Source organism: Thioclava sp. NG1 (assembly GCF_003122275.1).
GTDB classification, from domain to species: Bacteria; Pseudomonadota; Alphaproteobacteria; order Rhodobacterales; family Rhodobacteraceae; genus Thioclava; species Thioclava nitratireducens.
The window spans coordinates 261,581-278,843 of sequence record NZ_QFBB01000006.1; the positions used below are offsets into that span (position 1 = coordinate 261,581).

Here is a 17,263-nt window from a genome sequence, read left to right on the forward strand (position 1 = left end):
ATGTCCGCGCTAGCGCGCCCCCGTGGCGCATTGCTGATCGGCCTGCGCGCTCTGGCGCTCGGGCTTGCAGCGCTTGCGGGCATCGGCGCCTTCGTACTGTTCATCCAGTTCGGGCAGGCCGATGGGCTGCAAACGCTCGACGTGGTGCGCGCGCTGCTGATCCTGATCTCGACGCTCTGGCTCGCCTGGGGCGCTGTGCAGGCACTGATCGGCCTCACCTCGCGTGCAGAACCACCGCCGCGGGTGGACCCCCATGCGCGGATCCAAGGGCGCACGGTCGTGCTGGTGCCGGTCTATAACGAAGACCCGGTCTCCACCTTCTCGCGCGTGGCCGCGATGGATGCCTCGCTCGCCGCGACCGACGACGACGCGGAGGTCCATTTCGCGATCCTCTCGGACACCCGCAAGGACGACATCGCCCATCGCGAACTGCAGGTCTTCGCCCATCTCGTGGAAGAGCGCGACGCGCTTGGCCGGTTCTTCTATCGCCGCCGCACCAACAACGTGGGCAAGAAGGCGGGCAATATCGAGGATTTCATCACCCGCTCCGGCGCAGCCTACGACTTCGCGCTGATCCTCGATGCCGACAGCCTGATGGAAGGCGAGACGATCCTGCAGATGATCCGTCGGATCGAGGCCGAGCCCCGTCTTGGCCTGCTGCAGACCCTCCCGAAAGTCGTGCGGGGTCGCTCACGCTTCGCTCGGGCGATGCAATTCTCGGCCAGCTTCTTCTCACCCGTCTTCGCGCGTGGCCTGGCGATGCTGCAGGGCAGGACCGGCCCGTTCTGGGGCCACAACGCCATCGTGCGCACCCGCGCTTTCGCCGAAAGCTGCGGCCTGCCCGCGCTGAGGGGGCAACCGCCCTTCGGCGGGCATGTGATGAGCCACGACTATGTCGAGGCGGCACTTCTGGCGCGCAATGGCTGGCTTGTGCGGCTCGACGACGATCTGGAGGGCTCGTTCGAGGAAGGCCCGGAGAATATCGTCGATCACGCCAAGCGCGACCGCCGCTGGTGTCAGGGCAACCTGCAACATGCGCGCATCATCGGCGCGCCGGGGCTGCGTGGCTGGTCGCGCTTCGTCTTTGCGCAGGGCATCATGGCCTATATCGCGCCGCTGTTCTGGCTGGGATTTCTCGTGGCCTCCATCGCGGCGCCCCTGTTCGTGCCGCCGCCGGATTACTTCCCCGAGCCCTATTGGCCCTTCCCCTATTTCCCGCCGTCGGAGGCCTCGAAGGCGATCGGCCTCGCCATCGGCATCTTCGGCCTGCTGCTGGTGCCGAAACTGCTGATCGCCGCGCGCGCCGCGATGAACGGCACGTCGCGCGGCTTCGGCGGCGGCAACCTCGCCTTCGCCTCGACGCTGAGCGAGCTGCTCTTCTCCTCGCTCACGGCCCCGGTGCTGCTGGCCTTCGCCACGCGCTCGGTCTTTCAGGTGCTGTTCGGAGCGGATGGCGGCTGGCCCACCAATAACCGCGGCGACGGACGGCTGAGCGTGGCCGACGGGTTCAACGCGGCGTGGTGGATTGTCGCCATCGGTGCTGCGGGCCTTGCCGTCACGTGGTGGCTCGCGCCCGGCCTGCTGTTCTGGCTGCTGCCGGTCGGTCTGCCGATGATCGCCGCGCCGTGGCTGATTTCGTGGTCGTCGCAACCCTCGGCCTCGCAGCTGATGCTGGTGCCTAGCGAGATCGACACGCCGCGCATCCTGCGTCTGCACGACGCGATCTTCACCCGCTGGGAAAACGCTTTCCCGGCCCCCGAGGGCGACCGCGCCGGTTTCGCGGACGCCCCTCACCGGAGCCCCGCACATGCGTAATATCGCGCTGATGAAACCCGGGCGCGACCTGCGGATCGACCTGTTCCGCGGCCTCGCGCTGGTGATGATCTATATCGATCACATCCCGGGCAATCTCTACGAGAACTTCACCTCCCGCAATCTGGGCTTCTCGGATGCGGCGGAGGGTTTCGTCTTCATGTCCGGCCTTGCCGCCGCGCTGGCTTACGGTCCGGCACTGGCCAAGGGGCTGAGCTGGGAAGGCACCTCGCGACTTTGGGGCCGGGCGTGGCTCCTCTATCTCGTGCATATCCTGACTGCAGTCTGGGCGATCGCCATCGTCTCGGCCGCCGTGCAGTTCTGGGGCAACGAGGCGATGCTGTCCAAGAACGCGATGAAGATCTATGGCACAGACCCGTTTGGCTTCCTGATCGGGATCGCGACGCTAGGTCACCAGCTGGGCTATGTGAACATCCTGCCGATGTATATGGCGCTTCTCTTGATGGCGCCCGCGCTGATCCGGATCGGTCAGCGCAGCAAATTGGCGCTGCTGGCGACCTCGGTCGGGCTTTGGGCGGCGACGGGGCTGTTCCGGCTGAACCTGCCGAACTACCCGATGGAAGGCGGCTGGTTCTTCAACCCGCTGGCGTGGCAACTGGTGTTCAGCCTCGGCATCCTGACGGGCCTTTCGCTGCGCCAAGGCAAGCGGCTCGTGCCTGTGAAAGGCTGGATCATCGCGCTTGCGGCGGGCTGGCTGGCACTGACCTTCGTGTGGATTCACAACGACTGGATGCTTAAGAATTTTGGCCACGCGGTCTGGCAGTTGCGCCAGTGGAACGTGCCCTTCTTCATCGCGGGCTTCGACAAGACATTCGTGTCGCTGCCGCGCCTGTTGCACCTGCTGGCGCTCGCCTACATCCTGTCGCTGCCGGGGATCGTCCCGCGCATCGCCGAGGCGCGCGTGCTGGAGCCGATCCGGATGCTGGGCCGCCACTCGCTGCCGATCTTCGCGCTCGGCACGGTGCTGGCGATCGCGGGCCAGACGGTGAAGCAGGTACATCCGGGCGGGATTTGGCAGGACAGCATTCTGATCTTCGGCGGGCTCGCGCTGCAATTCGCCTTCGCCTACGGGCGCGACAATTTCGGCGCGAAGGCTGTGGCCCGGCGCCGGAAGGCCCGCGACGAGACAGAGCCTGCGCCCGCTCCGGTCCGGCGGCTGCACGCCGCAGAATAGCTCAGTTCAGGATCAGACCGTCCGAGCGCGCCGCCTGTTCCTTGATCGCCTTCACGGCGGCCTGAACCTTCGGCGTCCGGTGCAGATCGACATGGGTCACCAGCCACAGGTTGGTGTCCCAGGTATCATAGGGCTTCACCACCTCTTCGAGCGTCGGATCGGCGCGCCCCATCGGCACGGTCAGGAAGCCCAAGCCCAGACCCGCCTTGATCGCATCGACCTGGCTCTCGTGCTCGTTCGCGCGGAACACGACCTGCTCGTCGGGGACGTTGTCGCGCAGCCAGCGGTAGAACGGCGCACGGCTGTCGCGGTTGTCGTTCGACACGAAGCGATGCTTTGCGAGTTCTTCCTTGGACCGCGGAATCCCGAAGCGCTCGACATAGGCGTGGCTCGCATAGAGCGCATTCTGCATCCGGCCCAGCGACTGCACGACGTTGTCGGGCTCGGTCGGGCGGTTGCCGGCGCGGATCGCGACATGCGCTTCGCCATATTCCAGCCGGAACACGCGCTGATCGGTCAGATAGCGCAGCCGCAGCCCGGGATATTCGCCCAGAAGCTTTTCCATCGCGGGCAGCACCAGCACCGAAACCGCGGTCAGCGACGTCACGATCAGCTCGCCCGTGACTTCGTCGCCCGCGCCCGCGATCCGGGCGGCGAGTTGGCTGAACTGGTCCTCGGTCGCCTGCCCCACGGAGAGCAGTTGCTGCCCCGCTTCGGTCGGCGTGTAGCCGCGCGGATGGCGCTGGAACAGCTTCGTGCCCAGCTTGTCTTCCAACGCGTCGACATGACGGATCACCGTCGCGTGGTGAACGCCCAAAACCTCCGCTGCACCCGAAACGGTGCCGATCCGCGCCACGTGAAACGCGGTACGGATTTCATCCCAACTGTCAAAGCTCATGCTGTGCGCCCGTGAACATAATCTGCTCGATCATGCCCGTTGCGTTCTGGATTGCAAGGGACAAGTAAGGCGCAGAACGAAAATCACTACCCCAAATCGAACACGTTTTACGGAGTCCTCCCCATGACCAAGACCCTTCGTATCGACAGCTCCATCAAAGGCGACGCGTCGATCTCCAAACGCCTCACGGACAAGATCGTCGAGCGGATCGGCGGCGACGTCACCGCCCGCGACGCGACCGCCATTTCCGCCATCGACGGTGCATGGATCGGCGCAGCCTATACCCCGGCCGACCAGCGCAGCGACGAGCAGAAAGACCTGCTCGCCCTGTCCGACGAGCTGATCGCCGAACTCAAGGCCGCCGACACGATCGTCATTGGCTGCGGCGTCTACAACTTCGGCGTCACCGGTCCGCTCAAGCACTGGATCGACATGGTCTGCCGCGTGGGCGAGACCTTCCGCTACACCGATGCCGGTCCCGAAGGCCTCGCCGGCCCGAAGCGCGTCATCATCGCCTACTCCTCGGGCGGCGTGCCGCAGGGCTCCGCCTTCGATTTCGCGACGCCCTACATCAAGCAGGTTCTGGGCTTCATCGGCATCACCGACGTGACCGTGGTCGCAGCCGAAGGCGTGAACCTCGACGAGGCGGCGGCGATCGCCAAGGCCGAGACCCAGATCATCGAGCTCGCAGCCTGATCCCCCAGCCTGCAAAGACGTTCCCTACCTCCCCCGACTGGCCCCGTGGTTGACTCCGCGGGGCCTTTGTCATAGTTCACGCGAGATTTCCCCGGAGGACGAATCCCTCCGGTCCCGGCATGAGGTCGGGATCGCCACCAGTCAGCGCGTTGCGCCCACTGGTGCGCTTGTCGTTTGTCCCGGCCCCAATCACAGGAGGGTGGCCCATGTTCGAAAGTCTATCCGAGCGCCTAGGCGGCGTCTTCGACCGGCTGACCAAACAAGGTGCGCTTTCCGCCGATGACGTGAAAACGGCCATGCGCGAAGTGCGCGTCGCGCTTCTCGAAGCTGACGTTTCGCTGCCGGTCGCCCGTCAGTTCATCAAATCGGTCGAGGGCAAGGCCACCGGCGCCGCGGTCACCAAATCGGTCACGCCGGGCCAGCAGGTCGTCAAGATCGTTCATGACGAGCTGATCAAGATGCTCGCGGGCGAAGAGCCTGCCGATGCGCTGAAGATCGACAATCCGCCCGCGCCGATCCTGATGGTCGGTCTTCAGGGCTCGGGTAAGACCACCACCACCGCCAAGCTCGCCAAACGTCTCAAGGACCGCGAAGGCAAGCGCGTGCTGATGGCCTCGCTCGACACCAACCGCCCGGCGGCAATGGAGCAGCTGCAGATCCTCGGCACCCAGATCGGTGTCGACACGCTGCCGATCGTGAAGGGCGAAAGCGCCGTGCAGATCGCCAAGCGCGCCAAGCAGCAAGCGACGCTCGGCGGCTATGACGTCTACATGCTCGACACCGCGGGACGTCTGCATATCGACGAAGTGCTTATGGACGAGGTTCAGGCGGTGCGCGATGTCGCAAACCCGCGTGAGACGCTCCTCGTCGTCGATGGCCTGACCGGTCAGGATGCCGTGAACGTCGCGACCGAGTTCGACGAGAAGGTCGGCGTCTCGGGCGTCGTGCTGACCCGGATGGACGGCGACGGTCGTGGTGGTGCGGCGCTCTCGATGCGCGCGGTCACCGGCAAGCCGATCCGCTTCGTGGGTCTGGGCGAGAAAATGGACGCGCTCGAGACCTTCGAGGCCGAGCGTATCGCGGGCCGCATCCTCGGCATGGGCGACATCGTCGCCCTCGTGGAGCGCGCACAGGAAACGCTGGAACAGGAACAGGCGGAGCGCATGGCCAAGCGCTTCCAGAAGGGCCTGTTCAACATGAACGACATGAAGAACCAGCTTGAGCAGATGATCAAGATGGGCGGGATGCAGGGCGTCATGGGCATGATGCCGGGCATGTCGAAATACGCCAAGCAGGCGGAAGACGCCGGGCTGAATGACAAGACGATCAGCCACCAGATCGCGCTCATCAACTCGATGACCAAGAAGGAGCGCGCCAACCCGCAGATCCTTCAGGCGAGCCGCAAGAAGAGGATCGCGGCGGGCGCGGGCCTCGAAGTGTCCGATCTCAACAAGCTGCTGAAGATGCATCGCCAGATGTCCGACTCGATGAAGAAGCTCTCGAAGATGGGCAAGGGCGGCATGATGAAACAGGCGATGAAGATGATGGGCGGCAAAGGCGGCGGCGCGCCGGATCTGGCAAACATGGATCCGTCCGAGGTCGAAGCCGCCGCCAAGGCGATGGGCGGCAAGATGCCCAAGGGCGGCATGCCCGGTCTGGGCGGCGCGTTGCCGCCGGGCCTTTCGGGCTTCGGCAAGAAGAAGTGATCGAGATGACCGTCGCGCTGTCCCCCACGCCTGTTCTCGAGACCGAGCGTCTCGTGCTCCGCGCCCCGAAGGCTGCGGATTGGGCGGCATGGCGCGATTTCTACATGTCCGAGCGCAGCCACTGGTTTCGGCCGGTGAAAGAGCCGACCCCCGAAGCCGCATGGCGCAGCTTCGCGGCGATCGCCGGCCATTGGGTCCTGCGCGGCTGGGGCATGTTCGTGATGACCGAGCGCGGCTCGGATCAGGGTTTCGGGGCGCTCGGCCCCTGGATGCCCGAGAGCTGGCCCGAGGCCGAGATCGCCTGGTCGGTCTGGTCACAGGAGGCCGAGGGCAAGGGCTACGTGGCCGAGGCTGCGCGCGCGGTGATCGCTCATGCGTTCCGCGACCTGAAATGGTCCACCGCTGTCAGCTATATCGACCCGAACAACACCCGTTCGACCGCGCTGGCCGAGCGTCTGGGCGCGCGCCCCGACCCGCAGGCCGCCTATCCCGGGGAGCCGCCGATCGTCGTCTGGCGCCACCCCGCCCCGAAGGAGGCCGCCGCATGAGAGATGCAACCACCCGTGCCGCTGAGTTGCTGAAAGAACATCGCGACAGCATCGACCGGCTCGATGCGGTGATGATCTACACGCTGGCCGAACGGTTTGCCCAGACGCAGGCCGTCGGCAAGCTGAAGGCAGAGCACGACCTTCCGCCCTCCGATCCCGATCGGGAGGCCAAGCAGATCGCCCGGCTCGAAAAGCTGGCGAGCGATTCCGGGCTCGACCCGGAATTCGCGAAGAAGTTCCTCAATTTCGTGATTTCGGAAGTGATCCGGCATCACGAGAAATTCCAGAAATGACGGGCCATCCGGCCCATCACCAGCCATCCAAAGGAGACAACTGACATGGCTATGAAAATCCGCCTCGCCCGTGGGGGCTCCAAGAAGCGTCCGTTCTATTCGATCGTCGCTACCGACTCGCGCATGCCGCGTGACGGCCGCTTCCTCGAGAAGCTGGGCACCTACAACCCGCTGCTCCCGAAGGACAGCGAAGACCGCGTGAAAATGAACATCGAGCGCGTGAAGTACTGGCTCGACCAGGGCGCACAGCCGACCGACCGCATCGCGCGCTTCCTCGAAGCCGCTGGCGAGCGCAGCAAGGCGACCCGCGCCAACATGAAGAAAGCCGTTCCGGGCAAGAAAGCCCAGGAGCGCGCCGAACAGCGTGCCGCCAAGGCCGCCGAGGCGAACGCCGAAGAAGCACCCGCCGAAGAATAATCGGCAGCTATGGATGGCTGGTGGGCCGGGCGCGATATGTGCCCGGCCCCTGCCCCATCCGATCTAGCACAGAGGATCGCATCATGACCCAACCCGAACGCGTCTGCGTGGGTGCCATTGCCGGAGCTTTCGGCGTGCAGGGCGAAGTGCGCCTCAAGAGTTTCTGCGCCGAACCCGAGGATATCGCAGGCTATGCCCCGCTTTATACCGAAGACGGCGCACGCCAGTTCGACGTAACGCTGACGCGGGGCCTGAAGAACGGGCTTGGCGCACGGCTGTCGGGCGTGGCCACGAAGGAAGAGGCCGATGCGCTGCGGGGCACGACCCTCTGGGCCGACCGCGACAAGCTGCCCTCGCTTCCTGACGACGAATTCTATCATGCCGACCTGATCGGGCTGACGGTGGTGGACACCGGCGGCGCCAAGATCGGCACCGTGCGCGCGGTACACAATCACGGCGCGGGTGACATTCTCGAAATCTACGCGCCCGGGCGCAAACAGGCGCTGCTACTGCCCTTCACCAAGGCCATCGTGCCGACCGTGGATCTCGCCGCGCAGCGTATCGTCGTCGATCCGCCCGAGGATCTGTAATCGGATGCGTGTGATCGTCCATCCGGGCTTTCACAAGACCGGCACCTCCACGATCCAGACCGGACTGCGCGAAGTCAGCGCCCATCTGCCCGATTGGGTGATTGCGCTGCGCGAAGACATTCCCGACGCGGCCGCCGCTGCCCGCGCCTATTCGCTGACGCGGGACCCGTTCGAGTTGGGGCTCTATCAGGCCGCGCTCGCCAGTTGGGCCGATGCCCTCCCCGAAGACACCAGGCAAGCCGTGATCTCGATCGAAGGGCTCGCAGGCCACATGCCGGGGCGCGATGGCGTGCTGGACTATTCCGCCACGCCAGCCCTGATGGGCGCGCTGGCCGAGATGTTCCGCGCGAAATACGAAGACGCGTTGGAGTTGCAGCTTTTTCTGACCACCCGCGAGAAGACTGCATGGATCGACAGCCTGCATTGGCAGCACGTGCGCAGCGGCATGCTGACGGACTCGCTCGACACCTTTCGCACTCGACTGTCGGGCTTCGATCTCGCCCCTGTTCTGCGTGAGATCGTAAGCGCCGTGGCGCCTTTCCCGGTGAACTGGGTCATGCTCGACGAAGCCCGCGATAATCCTCACGGCCCGCTGACGCCGCTTCTTGATCTGATGGGCGTGCCCCCCGAATTTCGCGCGTCGCTTGGCGTCGGGACCACGGCCAACGCGCGCCCGCGGCGGGTGGATCGGGCGGCGCTGGCCGACCAACTCGCCGCGATCAACGCCGAAGGGTTGCCGCGCGAGGCCACAAAAGAGAAAAAGCGCGCCATATTGCGAGCGGCATGGCGCGAAGAGGCAGAGGCGAAATCCGATGAGTGACGACAAACCCAAGCTCGCGACCAAGTCGCATGGCCGCCTGACGATCTCGCCGACGCGCAAGCCCAGCTCGCTGATGGACGAGCCGCTGCGGCTGAAAGGCGCGTGGACCGCGAAGATCGTCACGCTCTTCCCCGAGGCCTTCCCCGGCACGCTGGGCCTGAGCCTTCTGGGCCGCGCTCGCGATCTGGGTCTCTGGGCGCTTGAGACGATCGACCTACGCCCCTTCGGCATTGGCAAGCACCGCAATGTCGACGACACGCCCGCCGGCGGCGGCGCTGGGATGGTGCTGCGCGCCGATGTGGTGGGCGAGGCGCTCAAGCAGGCCGCCCGCGGCACGCCGCCCGACCGCGCGCGCTGGCCGGTCGTCTATCTCTCGCCGCGCGGCAAGCCGCTGACGCAGGAGATGGCGCGCCGCTTCGCAGAGGCCGACGGCATGACGCTTCTCTGCGGGCGGTTCGAGGGCGTGGACGAGCGTGTGCTGGAACATTTCGGCGTCGAGGAAGTCTCGATCGGGGATTTCGTCCTCACCGGCGGCGAGGTGGCCGCCCAAGTGCTGATCGACGCCACCGTGCGGCTGCTGCCGGGCGTGCTGGGCAATGCCGAGAGCGCGGTGGAGGAAAGCCATTCCAGCGGATTGCTGGAGCACCCCCAATACACCCGCCCCGCCGAATGGGAAGGCCGCTCGATCCCCGAAGTGCTGACCTCGGGCAACCACAAGAAGATCGAAGACTGGCGCCGCGAGATGAGCGAAAAGCTCACCGCCGAGCGGCGGCCGGATCTGTGGGAGAAGCGGGGGCTTCCCTCAAACGACGATTCATCCAGCTGATCCCGCGCGCCCCTATAAAACAGGCTTGATCCACACCCCATTTCCCCGTAATACGCGCGGGTCCGGACCGGAATCGGCCCTCGGACCCTTTTGCTGTTGCCCGGCGGCGCCTTCTTCGGCCCGCGTCACGGCACCGGCGAAGGGCGCAAAAAGCGAAAGACGACCTGAAATCTCCCGCGGGCGCGACCCTGAAAAGGCGACCGGACCCGATGAAGACGCGGAGCTCTGAGGCGGCGAAACCTTCACGGGACAAACCGTGAGCATGTGAAAGGACGTTGCGATGAACCTGATCGCACAGCTCGAGGCGGAACAAATCGCCGAGCTCAACAAGACCATCCCGGATTTCAAAGCCGGTGACACCATTCGCGTCGGCTACAAAGTGACCGAAGGCACCCGTTCGCGCGTGCAGGCCTATGAAGGCGTCTGCATCTCGCGCAAGGGCGGCGACACGCTGGCGGCTTCGTTCACCGTGCGCAAGATCTCCTTCGGCGAGGGCGTGGAGCGTGTGTTCCCGCTGTATTCGACCAACATCGACTCGATCGAAGTGGTCCGCCGTGGCCGCGTGCGTCGCGCCAAGCTGTACTACCTGCGCGCCCGTCGCGGTAAGTCGGCTCGTATCGCCGAAGACACCCACTACAAGCCCAAAGCTGCGAAATAAGGAGCGGGACGATGAAAGCCGAAACCCATCCCGACTACCACACGATCACCGTCAAGATGACCGACGGGACCGAATACCAGACCCGCTCGACCTGGGGCTCCGAGGGCGACACCCTCACCCTCGACATCGACCCGACCTCGCACCCGGCGTGGAACGGCGGTTCGTCGCGCCTCATGGACACCGGTGGCCGCGTGTCGAAGTTCAAGAACAAGTATGCCGGCCTCGGCTTCTAAGCCTGAGCTGCATGACTGTTACGGAAAAGGGCGCCTCGCGGGCGCCCTTTTTCATGTGTGTCGTCATGTGCATAGCCGCGAGGGTCACCGCCCCCCGCGATAGACCTTGCGCAGTTCCGGCACGGCGATGACGATCAGCAGCGCCGCCGCCAGCGCGAAGACCATCGGGCCGATGCGCTCATATCCCAGCACGCCTGCGATGCCGCCCGCGAAGAAGGAACACAGCGTCGCGACATGCAGCAGGAGCCGCGATCGCAACACCTGCCTGGTTTCCGCATCGCGCGCGCCCGGCAATAGCGCCGCAAGCTCCAGCCCCAGATCGGTCGCGATGCCGGACACGTGGCTCGTGCGCACCCGCCCGTCCGAGATTTTCGTGCTCGCCGCGTTCTGCAGCCCCATCAGGAAGCTGAGGCCGATCATCATCAGATGCTCGCTCATCGCCGCGGCCCAGACCATGTCCAGGATCGTCAGCACGATCAGCAGTCCTGCTTCCAGAAGGATCGACAGCGCGTAGATCCCGTGCAACCGCCGGCGCTGCCCCACGTCGATCAGCACGCCAGACGCAAAGGCGCCGAAGACGAAAGCCAGAAGCAGCAGCAGGAACCAGATCGCCGTGCCGAACCGCCCCAGCGCGAGCAGGTCGGTCGCGGTCGAGACATTCCCGGTCATGTTGGCCGAGAAATAGCCGAGCGCCCTGAACCCGGCCGCATTCACCGCACCCGCGACCAGCGACAGCCAGACCGCCAGCGCGAGGTCGATCGAAACGCTCCGATCGTCTCCGGCATGTATCAGCACCGCCTGCCCCCCACGCTTTTGCACTCTCGCCCCGACTATCGACGCCACCCGCGCAAAAGCAAGCCTTGGACGCGCGCGCCCTCTTTGCACTCGCCTTTTATCAGCGCGCCGGCACCGAGACATGACGCGAAACCGATGGCGCAATCGGCAAGGTCTACACCCTCGACTGATCGCAAAGCCGCAAGCGGGCGCGTCTCGGCGCTCCCCCCTAGCCCTTCGCATGATTCCCTAGTAAACCCGCGCCCAAACGCTCCACAGCAAGAGGGTCCTACATGGCGCGCCATCTCATTACCTCGGCCATTCCCTATATCAACGGCATCAAGCACCTCGGCAATCTCGTGGGCTCGCAGCTGCCGGCTGATCTCTTCGCCCGCTACCAGCGCGCGCGAGGCAACGAGGTGATGTTCATCTGCGCCACCGACGAGCACGGCACCCCCGCCGAACTGGCCGCAGCGAAAGCGGGCAAGCCGGTCGCCGAGTATTGCGCCGAGATGCACGAGGTGCAGGCGAAGATCGCGGAAGGCTTCCGCCTCAGCTTCGATCACTTCGGGCGCTCGTCGAGCCCGCAAAACCATCGCTTGACGCAGCATTTCGCCGTGAAGCTGGCCGAGGCCGGGCTGATCCGTGAAGTCTCGGAAACCCAGATGTATTCCAAGGCCGACGGGCGCTTCCTGCCGGATCGCTATATCGAGGGCACCTGCCCCAATTGCGGCTTCGAGAGCGCGCGCGGCGACCAATGCGACAACTGCACCAAGCAGCTTGATCCGGTCGACCTGATCAACCCGCATTCGACGATCTCGGGTTCGACCGATCTGGAGATGCGCGAGACCAAGCACCTCTTCCTGCGCCAGTCGGCGATGAAAGATCAGCTCGATGCGTGGATCGACAGCAAGACCGACTGGCCGGTGCTGACCACCTCGATCGCGAAGAAATGGCTCCATGACGGCGACGGGCTGCAGGATCGCGGCATCACTCGCGATCTCAGCTGGGGCGTGCCCGCGCAATTCCAAGGCGCGCCGTGGTCGGGCATGGAAGGCAAGGTCTTCTACGTCTGGTTCGACGCGCCGATCGAATATATCGCCGCGACCGAGGAATGGACCGAGAAGACGGGCGGCGATTGGGAGCGCTGGTGGCGCACCGACAAGGGTGCGGAGGACGTGACCTACACGCAGTTCATGGGCAAGGATAACGTGCCCTTCCACACGCTCTCGTTCCCCGCGACGATCCTCGGCTCGGGCGAGCCGTGGAAGCTCGTCGATTACATCAAGTCGTTCAATTACCTGAACTACGATGGCGGACAGTTCTCGACCTCGCGCGGTCGCGGCGTCTTCATGGATCAGGCGCTGGAACTTTTGCCCGCCGATTACTGGCGCTGGTGGCTTCTGTCCCACGCGCCCGAAAGCGCGGATGCCGAATTCACTTGGGAGAATTTCCAGGTCTCGGCGAACAAGGACCTTGCCGATGTGCTGGGCAACTTCGTCAGCCGGATCACCAAGTTCACCCGCTCGAAATTCGGCGAAGCGATCCCCGAAGGCGGCAGCTGGGGCGAGCAGGAAGCGGCCCTGATCGAGGATCTGACCACCCGCATCCGCGCCTACGAGACGCATATGGAAGAGAAGGATATCCGCAAGGCGGCGATGGAGCTGCGCGGGATCTGGGTCGCGGGCAACGAATACCTGCAGGCGTCGGCACCGTGGTCGGTGTTCAAGACCGATCCCGATCAGGCGGCAGCCATCGCAAGGCTCGCGCTGAACCTTATCCCGATCTACGCGGTGCTCTCGGCGCCCTTCATTCCCGATGCTGCGAAGATCATGCTCGAGGCGATGGGCGACGAGGATCGCGACTGGCCGGGCGATGTGAAGACCGCGCTAGAGGCGCTGCCCGCGGGCCATGCCTTCACCACGCCCGAGGTGCTCTTCCGCAAGATCACGGATGAAGAGCGCGAAGAGTGGCAGGAGCGGTTCGCGGGCACCCGCGACTGAGGCCATCAGGGGCGCTGCCCCTCTAAGCTTTCGCGAATTCATCCCGGGATCTTTGGGCAAAAGCGAAGTCAGACACCGCGCTCGTCTTCGCTCTTTCGAAATATCCCGGGGGGCCACAGAGCGCGGGGGCAGCGCCCCCTATCCGTTCTGTTTCTCGCCAGACCGCCACGCCGAAAGCGCCGCGTTTTCCTCGTCCGGAGGAGTCGCGAGCTCTGCGGGAGGCACCGCCGGCACCTTCTTCATCCGGAAGTAATGCGCCTCGCGCGCGCCGAAATAGAAACTGACCACCGCGCCCAGAAGCCACCAAAGCGGCTCGGGCACGTAGCTCAGCCCGACCATCCGTTGCGCGAAGCCGACCGGGTCGACCATTGCATAGACGAAGAGCCCCACGATCCCGAAAGCGAGCACCGGGCGCGGCAGGCGGTTGAGGCCGTTCACGATGCGATCGAAGCGACCGGGTCGGATATATTCGAACTCCGCGCCGTGTTCCTGCAGCGCCGCAAGGTAGGCGGCCTGCGCAGCGTCGAGCTTCTTCGTGGCATTGGGCACGAAGACCTCCGCGACGGAACTGGCGGCCTCGCCTGCTGCCTTCACCGTGCCCGCACCGCCGAGCAGTTTTTCGATCAAGCCCATTTCGCCACCCGCTTGCGATGCTCGCCCTCGGTCAGGTGAAAGCGTGGGGAAATGAATTCCTCGGCGCGGCGGATCCAGCCGCCCTTCGCGCCCGCTCGTGTCGTGGCGTATTTGCGGCTGGCGGGGCGCGCATCGGCGAGCCGGTAGTAGTAATTGCGCCGCGCGATCCCGTAGGCATCGGCGAAATAGCCGGGCGCGGCCGCATCTGCGAGTTCGGCGGCCGCGATGGTCTGCGGGCCGATGATCCCGTCGACCACGACACGCTGACCCATGTCGCCCAGCAGACGCTGCAGGATCACCACCGCATTGCCGCCTGCATTCACATACATGTCGAAGACCGAGGCCTGTACCGAGGGTGGCAGCCGGTCGATACGCGGACCCTTGTAGTAATGCTCGATGAATATCTCGGCAGCCTGCGCGGGGTCGAGCGCGCGGACATCCATCGCGTCCACCCGGCCATCGCCGGTCAGATCGCGCCCCAACCGGCGCAGGGTTCCGAGCGTGACGCCGTGCTTGGTCGCGCCGCCCGGATCGTCCGGATCATCGACATAACCGCCTTCGCGCGCGACGATCTCCGCCGCGATCTGGGTGACCGATTTCATGGCCTGCCTCCGTTGATGACAACGTCAGGCAGGCTCGGGTCGTGCGGTTAACAGTGCTGCAAGCGAGCGTTCGCCGGGGTGGGGATCAGGAGGACGGCCCCTCGTAGACGCCCTGTTCCTTCAGCGCGTCGACGACTTCCTTCGGCATGTAGTTCTCGTCATGCTTGGCGAGGATTTCCGAGGCCACGAACGTATCCCCTTCCATCTTGCCCGTGCCGATCATGCCCTGTCCCTCTTTGAAGAGGTCCGGCAGGACGCCCGCGAACTTCACCGGGACGGTCGCGCCGCCATCGGTGACCTTGAATTCGATGACCTCGCCCTGACCGCGCTTGAGCGAGCCTTTCTCGACCAGCCCGCCGAGACGGAAGACTTCGCCGGGCTGCGGCGGTTCGGTGGCAAGCTGCGAAGGTGCACGGAAGAAGTTGATGCCGCTCCGCATCGAGTACCCGATCGTGCCGGTCGCGATCACCAAGGCCAGCGCCGCCACGCTGAGCACCTGGATACGACGTTTCTTCTTCAGACTCTTCATCTCTTCGCCTCCTGAGATGCCGTTTCGTCTACCTCACCGCGCCGGCCTTGCCATTGACGCGCATCAAGGGAAGACGGGGGCGAGCATCAGCCCTTCGCTTTCCTCCAGCCCGAGCATCAGGTTCGCGTTCTGGATCGCCTGTCCCGACGACCCCTTGCAGAGGTTGTCGATCGCGACGACCACGAGCGCGCGCCCGGGAATTCTGTCTCCTGATACACCAATATGGGCATAATTGGAGCCAGTTACAGACCTGGTGGACGGAACTGCGCCGAAAGGTAGCATTTCGATGAAGGTTTCTTCCGCATAGCGGTCGGCCAGCGCCTTGTAGACGGCCTCGGGCTCGCCCTTCACATAGGCGGAGGCAAGGATGCCGCGATTGAACGGCGCCAGATGCGGGGTGAACTGCACCAACACGGGGCGGCCCGCCAAGGCGCTGAATTCCTGATCGAATTCACCCAAGTGACGGTGCTTGCCGCCCTGCGAATAGGGCGCGACACCGCCCGACAGCTCTGCGTGCAGCAGGTTTTCCTTCAGCGACCGGCCCGCGCCGGAGACACCGTTCTTCAGATCGAGGATGATGTCGTCGAGATCAATCACGCCAGCTTCGATCAGCGGACGGATCGCAAATTGGCCCGCAGCGGCATTGCAGCCCGTGCCCGCCACCAGTCGCGCTTCGCGAATCGCATCGCGGTAGAACTCGGTCAGCCCGTAGACCGCCTCTTTCTGCAGCTCGACCGCAGCATGAGGCTTGCCGTACCACTTCTCGTATTCCGCAGGATCGCGCAGCCGGAAATCGGCCGAGAGGTCGACGATCTTCAGATCGCGCGGCAGCTCCTTGATGACTGCCTGCGAAGTCGCATGCGGCAGCGCGCAGAAGGCCAGATCGACATTCGAGAAGTCGATCTCTTCGATTTTCACCAGATCCGGCAGGCCCAGATGGCGCAGATGCGGGAACACGTCACCCATTGCCATGCCCGCCTTACGCTCGCCCGAGAGGGCCACGATGTCCATGTTCGGATGGGTGGCGATCAGCCGGACGAGTTCGGCGCCGGTATAGCCCGACGCGCCCAGAATCGCGATTTTCTTGGTCATTTGGTCCTCCGCGCTTGTCGCTCGGCTCTCCCTTACCCTAAGCTCACACTCAAATAAACTCCGTGTGAGACGGGTCGACGACCGACAGTGAACGAGGCAGGCCGTGGCAGAGCAGTGGTATTACGCCGATGGGAAGGATCCCGTCGGCCCGTTCCCCCCGGAACATATGATGGATATGGTGCGGGGAGGTCGTATCAAGCCCGAAACGATGGTTTGGCAAGACGGAATGGAGGGATGGGAGCCTGCGGGCGATCACTTCTTCCGGCGGCCGCCCGACACCTCGGCAACCGGCACCGATCCGCATAGCGGCGCGACGAATTACGCCGCCCGCATCGCACAGCGCCATCAGCAGGAGGGCAAGCCTTCCTCCGCCGATCCGCGTGCCTATGCCGAGGCCTCGATCGAACGCGACCGGACACAGCGCGGGATCGGCTCGGACGGGCTTTACGACGGGGCCCCCTCGCGCAGCTTCGTCGAGGCGATCAAGGTCTGTTTCCGGAAATACGCAACCTTCAAGGGTCGGGCGAGCCGTTCGGAATACTGGTGGTTCGCGCTCTTCGTCATGCTGGCGAGCATCATCGGCGCCATGGCCGAAGGCTCGATGGGCGAGGACGGCACGGCGATCAGCGCAGTGATTTCCATCGCGACGTTCCTTCCATCGATCTCGGCGCAGGTTCGACGCCTGCATGACACCGACCGCTCGGGCTGGTGGGTCGGCGGCTACCTTCTCGCGAGCGTGTTCGGCGGCATCGTGATCGGGCTGACGGTCATGTCCTACGGCGTGCAGGACCCGGCAGCCATGGCGGGCATGTCCGCAGCGCTTCTCGCGATCTGGGGGATCGTGATGCTGGTCTGGGGCATCGCGCTCTTCGTGTTCATGGTCCAGCGCGGTACGCGCGGGCCGAACCGGTTCGGCTGAGGGCCACGACGATCAGGCG

At 64.9% G+C, this 17,263-nt stretch carries 20 protein-coding genes; 14 read left to right on the forward strand and 6 right to left on the reverse strand.

Going from position 1 to position 17,263, the window contains the following annotated elements:
- Together mdoH and DEM26_RS13680 are read left to right on the forward strand one after the other, a co-directional pair.
- Positions 1–1,815, forward strand: a complete 1,815-nt coding sequence (gene mdoH, locus DEM26_RS13675; RefSeq protein ID WP_109172628.1) for a glucans biosynthesis glucosyltransferase MdoH — start codon at positions 1–3, stop codon at positions 1,813–1,815.
- Complete coding sequence (locus tag DEM26_RS13680; RefSeq protein ID WP_109172629.1) at positions 1,808–3,007, forward strand: OpgC family protein; 1,200 nt, start codon at positions 1,808–1,810, stop codon at positions 3,005–3,007. The genes mdoH and DEM26_RS13680 overlap by 8 nt, the downstream gene beginning before the upstream one ends.
- A gap of 1 nt (position 3,008) precedes the next feature.
- Here DEM26_RS13680 and DEM26_RS13685 read toward each other — a convergent pair whose 3' ends face one another.
- Positions 3,009–3,905 carry a LysR family transcriptional regulator gene (locus DEM26_RS13685; protein ID WP_075775814.1) on the reverse strand — a complete coding sequence of 299 codons (897 nt, stop codon included), beginning with the start codon at positions 3,903–3,905 and terminating at the stop codon, positions 3,009–3,011.
- 123 nt (positions 3,906–4,028) lie between these two features.
- On the opposite strand from DEM26_RS13685, the gene DEM26_RS13690 reads away from it, so the two are divergent.
- The 10 genes from DEM26_RS13690 (at position 4,029) to rpmE (ending at position 10,692) form a co-directional block, all read left to right on the forward strand.
- Entirely contained in the window at positions 4,029–4,601 is a 573-nt protein-coding gene (locus tag DEM26_RS13690; protein ID WP_109172630.1) for an FMN-dependent NADH-azoreductase, read from the forward strand.
- 206 nt (positions 4,602–4,807) lie between these two features.
- Positions 4,808–6,307 (forward strand): signal recognition particle protein, encoded by a 1,500-nt coding sequence (ffh, locus tag DEM26_RS13695; protein WP_088735938.1) that lies wholly within the window; start codon positions 4,808–4,810, stop codon positions 6,305–6,307.
- A gap of 5 nt (positions 6,308–6,312) precedes the next feature.
- On the forward strand, positions 6,313–6,855 hold the full coding sequence (locus tag DEM26_RS13700; RefSeq protein ID WP_075776005.1) for a GNAT family N-acetyltransferase: 543 nt from the start codon (positions 6,313–6,315) through the stop codon (positions 6,853–6,855).
- Positions 6,852–7,148 (forward strand): chorismate mutase, encoded by a 297-nt coding sequence (locus DEM26_RS13705; protein ID WP_088727862.1) that lies wholly within the window; start codon positions 6,852–6,854, stop codon positions 7,146–7,148. Before DEM26_RS13700 ends, DEM26_RS13705 begins: the two co-directional genes overlap by 4 nt.
- Positions 7,149–7,193: 45 nt before the next feature.
- Positions 7,194–7,565, forward strand: a complete 372-nt coding sequence (gene rpsP, locus DEM26_RS13710) for a 30S ribosomal protein S16 (RefSeq protein WP_075775810.1) — start codon at positions 7,194–7,196, stop codon at positions 7,563–7,565.
- 83 nt (positions 7,566–7,648) lie between these two features.
- A complete protein-coding gene (rimM, locus tag DEM26_RS13715) occupies positions 7,649–8,155 on the forward strand; it encodes a ribosome maturation factor RimM (RefSeq protein WP_075775809.1) in 507 nt (168 codons plus the stop codon).
- 4 nt (positions 8,156–8,159) lie between these two features.
- On the forward strand, positions 8,160–8,975 hold the full coding sequence (locus DEM26_RS13720) for a hypothetical protein (RefSeq protein WP_109172631.1): 816 nt from the start codon (positions 8,160–8,162) through the stop codon (positions 8,973–8,975).
- On the forward strand, positions 8,968–9,801 hold the full coding sequence (trmD, locus tag DEM26_RS13725) for a tRNA (guanosine(37)-N1)-methyltransferase TrmD (RefSeq protein WP_109172632.1): 834 nt from the start codon (positions 8,968–8,970) through the stop codon (positions 9,799–9,801). The genes DEM26_RS13720 and trmD overlap by 8 nt, the downstream gene beginning before the upstream one ends.
- 280 nt (positions 9,802–10,081) lie before the next feature.
- A complete protein-coding gene (rplS, locus tag DEM26_RS13730) occupies positions 10,082–10,459 on the forward strand; it encodes a 50S ribosomal protein L19 (protein ID WP_075775806.1) in 378 nt (125 codons plus the stop codon).
- 11 nt (positions 10,460–10,470) lie between these two features.
- Positions 10,471–10,692, forward strand: coding sequence for a 50S ribosomal protein L31 (rpmE, locus tag DEM26_RS13735; protein WP_078522037.1), 222 nt, complete (start codon positions 10,471–10,473; stop codon positions 10,690–10,692).
- Positions 10,693–10,776: 84 nt separating this feature from the next.
- Here rpmE and DEM26_RS13740 read toward each other — a convergent pair whose 3' ends face one another.
- Positions 10,777–11,511 (reverse strand): YoaK family protein, encoded by a 735-nt coding sequence (locus tag DEM26_RS13740; RefSeq protein ID WP_158275125.1) that lies wholly within the window; start codon positions 11,509–11,511, stop codon positions 10,777–10,779.
- A 248-nt stretch (positions 11,512–11,759) separates the two neighbouring features.
- Between DEM26_RS13740 and metG the strand changes: the two genes are divergently transcribed.
- Positions 11,760–13,469, forward strand: a complete 1,710-nt coding sequence (metG, locus tag DEM26_RS13745) for a methionine--tRNA ligase (protein ID WP_109172634.1) — start codon at positions 11,760–11,762, stop codon at positions 13,467–13,469.
- Positions 13,470–13,607: 138 nt separating this feature from the next.
- Here metG and DEM26_RS13750 read toward each other — a convergent pair whose 3' ends face one another.
- The 4 genes from DEM26_RS13750 to argC all read right to left on the reverse strand — a co-directional run bounded on the left by DEM26_RS13750 (position 13,608) and on the right by argC (position 16,325).
- Positions 13,608–14,102 (reverse strand): holin family protein, encoded by a 495-nt coding sequence (locus DEM26_RS13750; RefSeq protein WP_109172635.1) that lies wholly within the window; start codon positions 14,100–14,102, stop codon positions 13,608–13,610.
- A complete protein-coding gene (locus DEM26_RS13755) occupies positions 14,093–14,704 on the reverse strand; it encodes a holin-associated N-acetylmuramidase (RefSeq protein WP_109172636.1) in 612 nt (203 codons plus the stop codon). Before DEM26_RS13755 ends, DEM26_RS13750 begins: the two co-directional genes overlap by 10 nt.
- An 85-nt stretch (positions 14,705–14,789) precedes the next feature.
- The gene (ccmE, locus tag DEM26_RS13760; RefSeq protein ID WP_078522044.1) at positions 14,790–15,233 is read right to left on the reverse strand and encodes a cytochrome c maturation protein CcmE; all 444 of its coding nucleotides are present in this window, start codon (positions 15,231–15,233) and stop codon (positions 14,790–14,792) included.
- Between the two features lie 63 nt (positions 15,234–15,296).
- A complete protein-coding gene (gene argC, locus DEM26_RS13765; RefSeq protein ID WP_088725563.1) occupies positions 15,297–16,325 on the reverse strand; it encodes an N-acetyl-gamma-glutamyl-phosphate reductase in 1,029 nt (342 codons plus the stop codon).
- A gap of 103 nt (positions 16,326–16,428) precedes the next feature.
- Here argC and DEM26_RS13770 point away from each other — a divergent pair, with 103 nt between their 5' ends.
- Complete coding sequence (locus DEM26_RS13770) at positions 16,429–17,244, forward strand: DUF805 domain-containing protein (RefSeq protein ID WP_109172637.1); 816 nt, start codon at positions 16,429–16,431, stop codon at positions 17,242–17,244.
- The last annotated feature ends 19 nt before the right edge of the window (positions 17,245–17,263 follow it).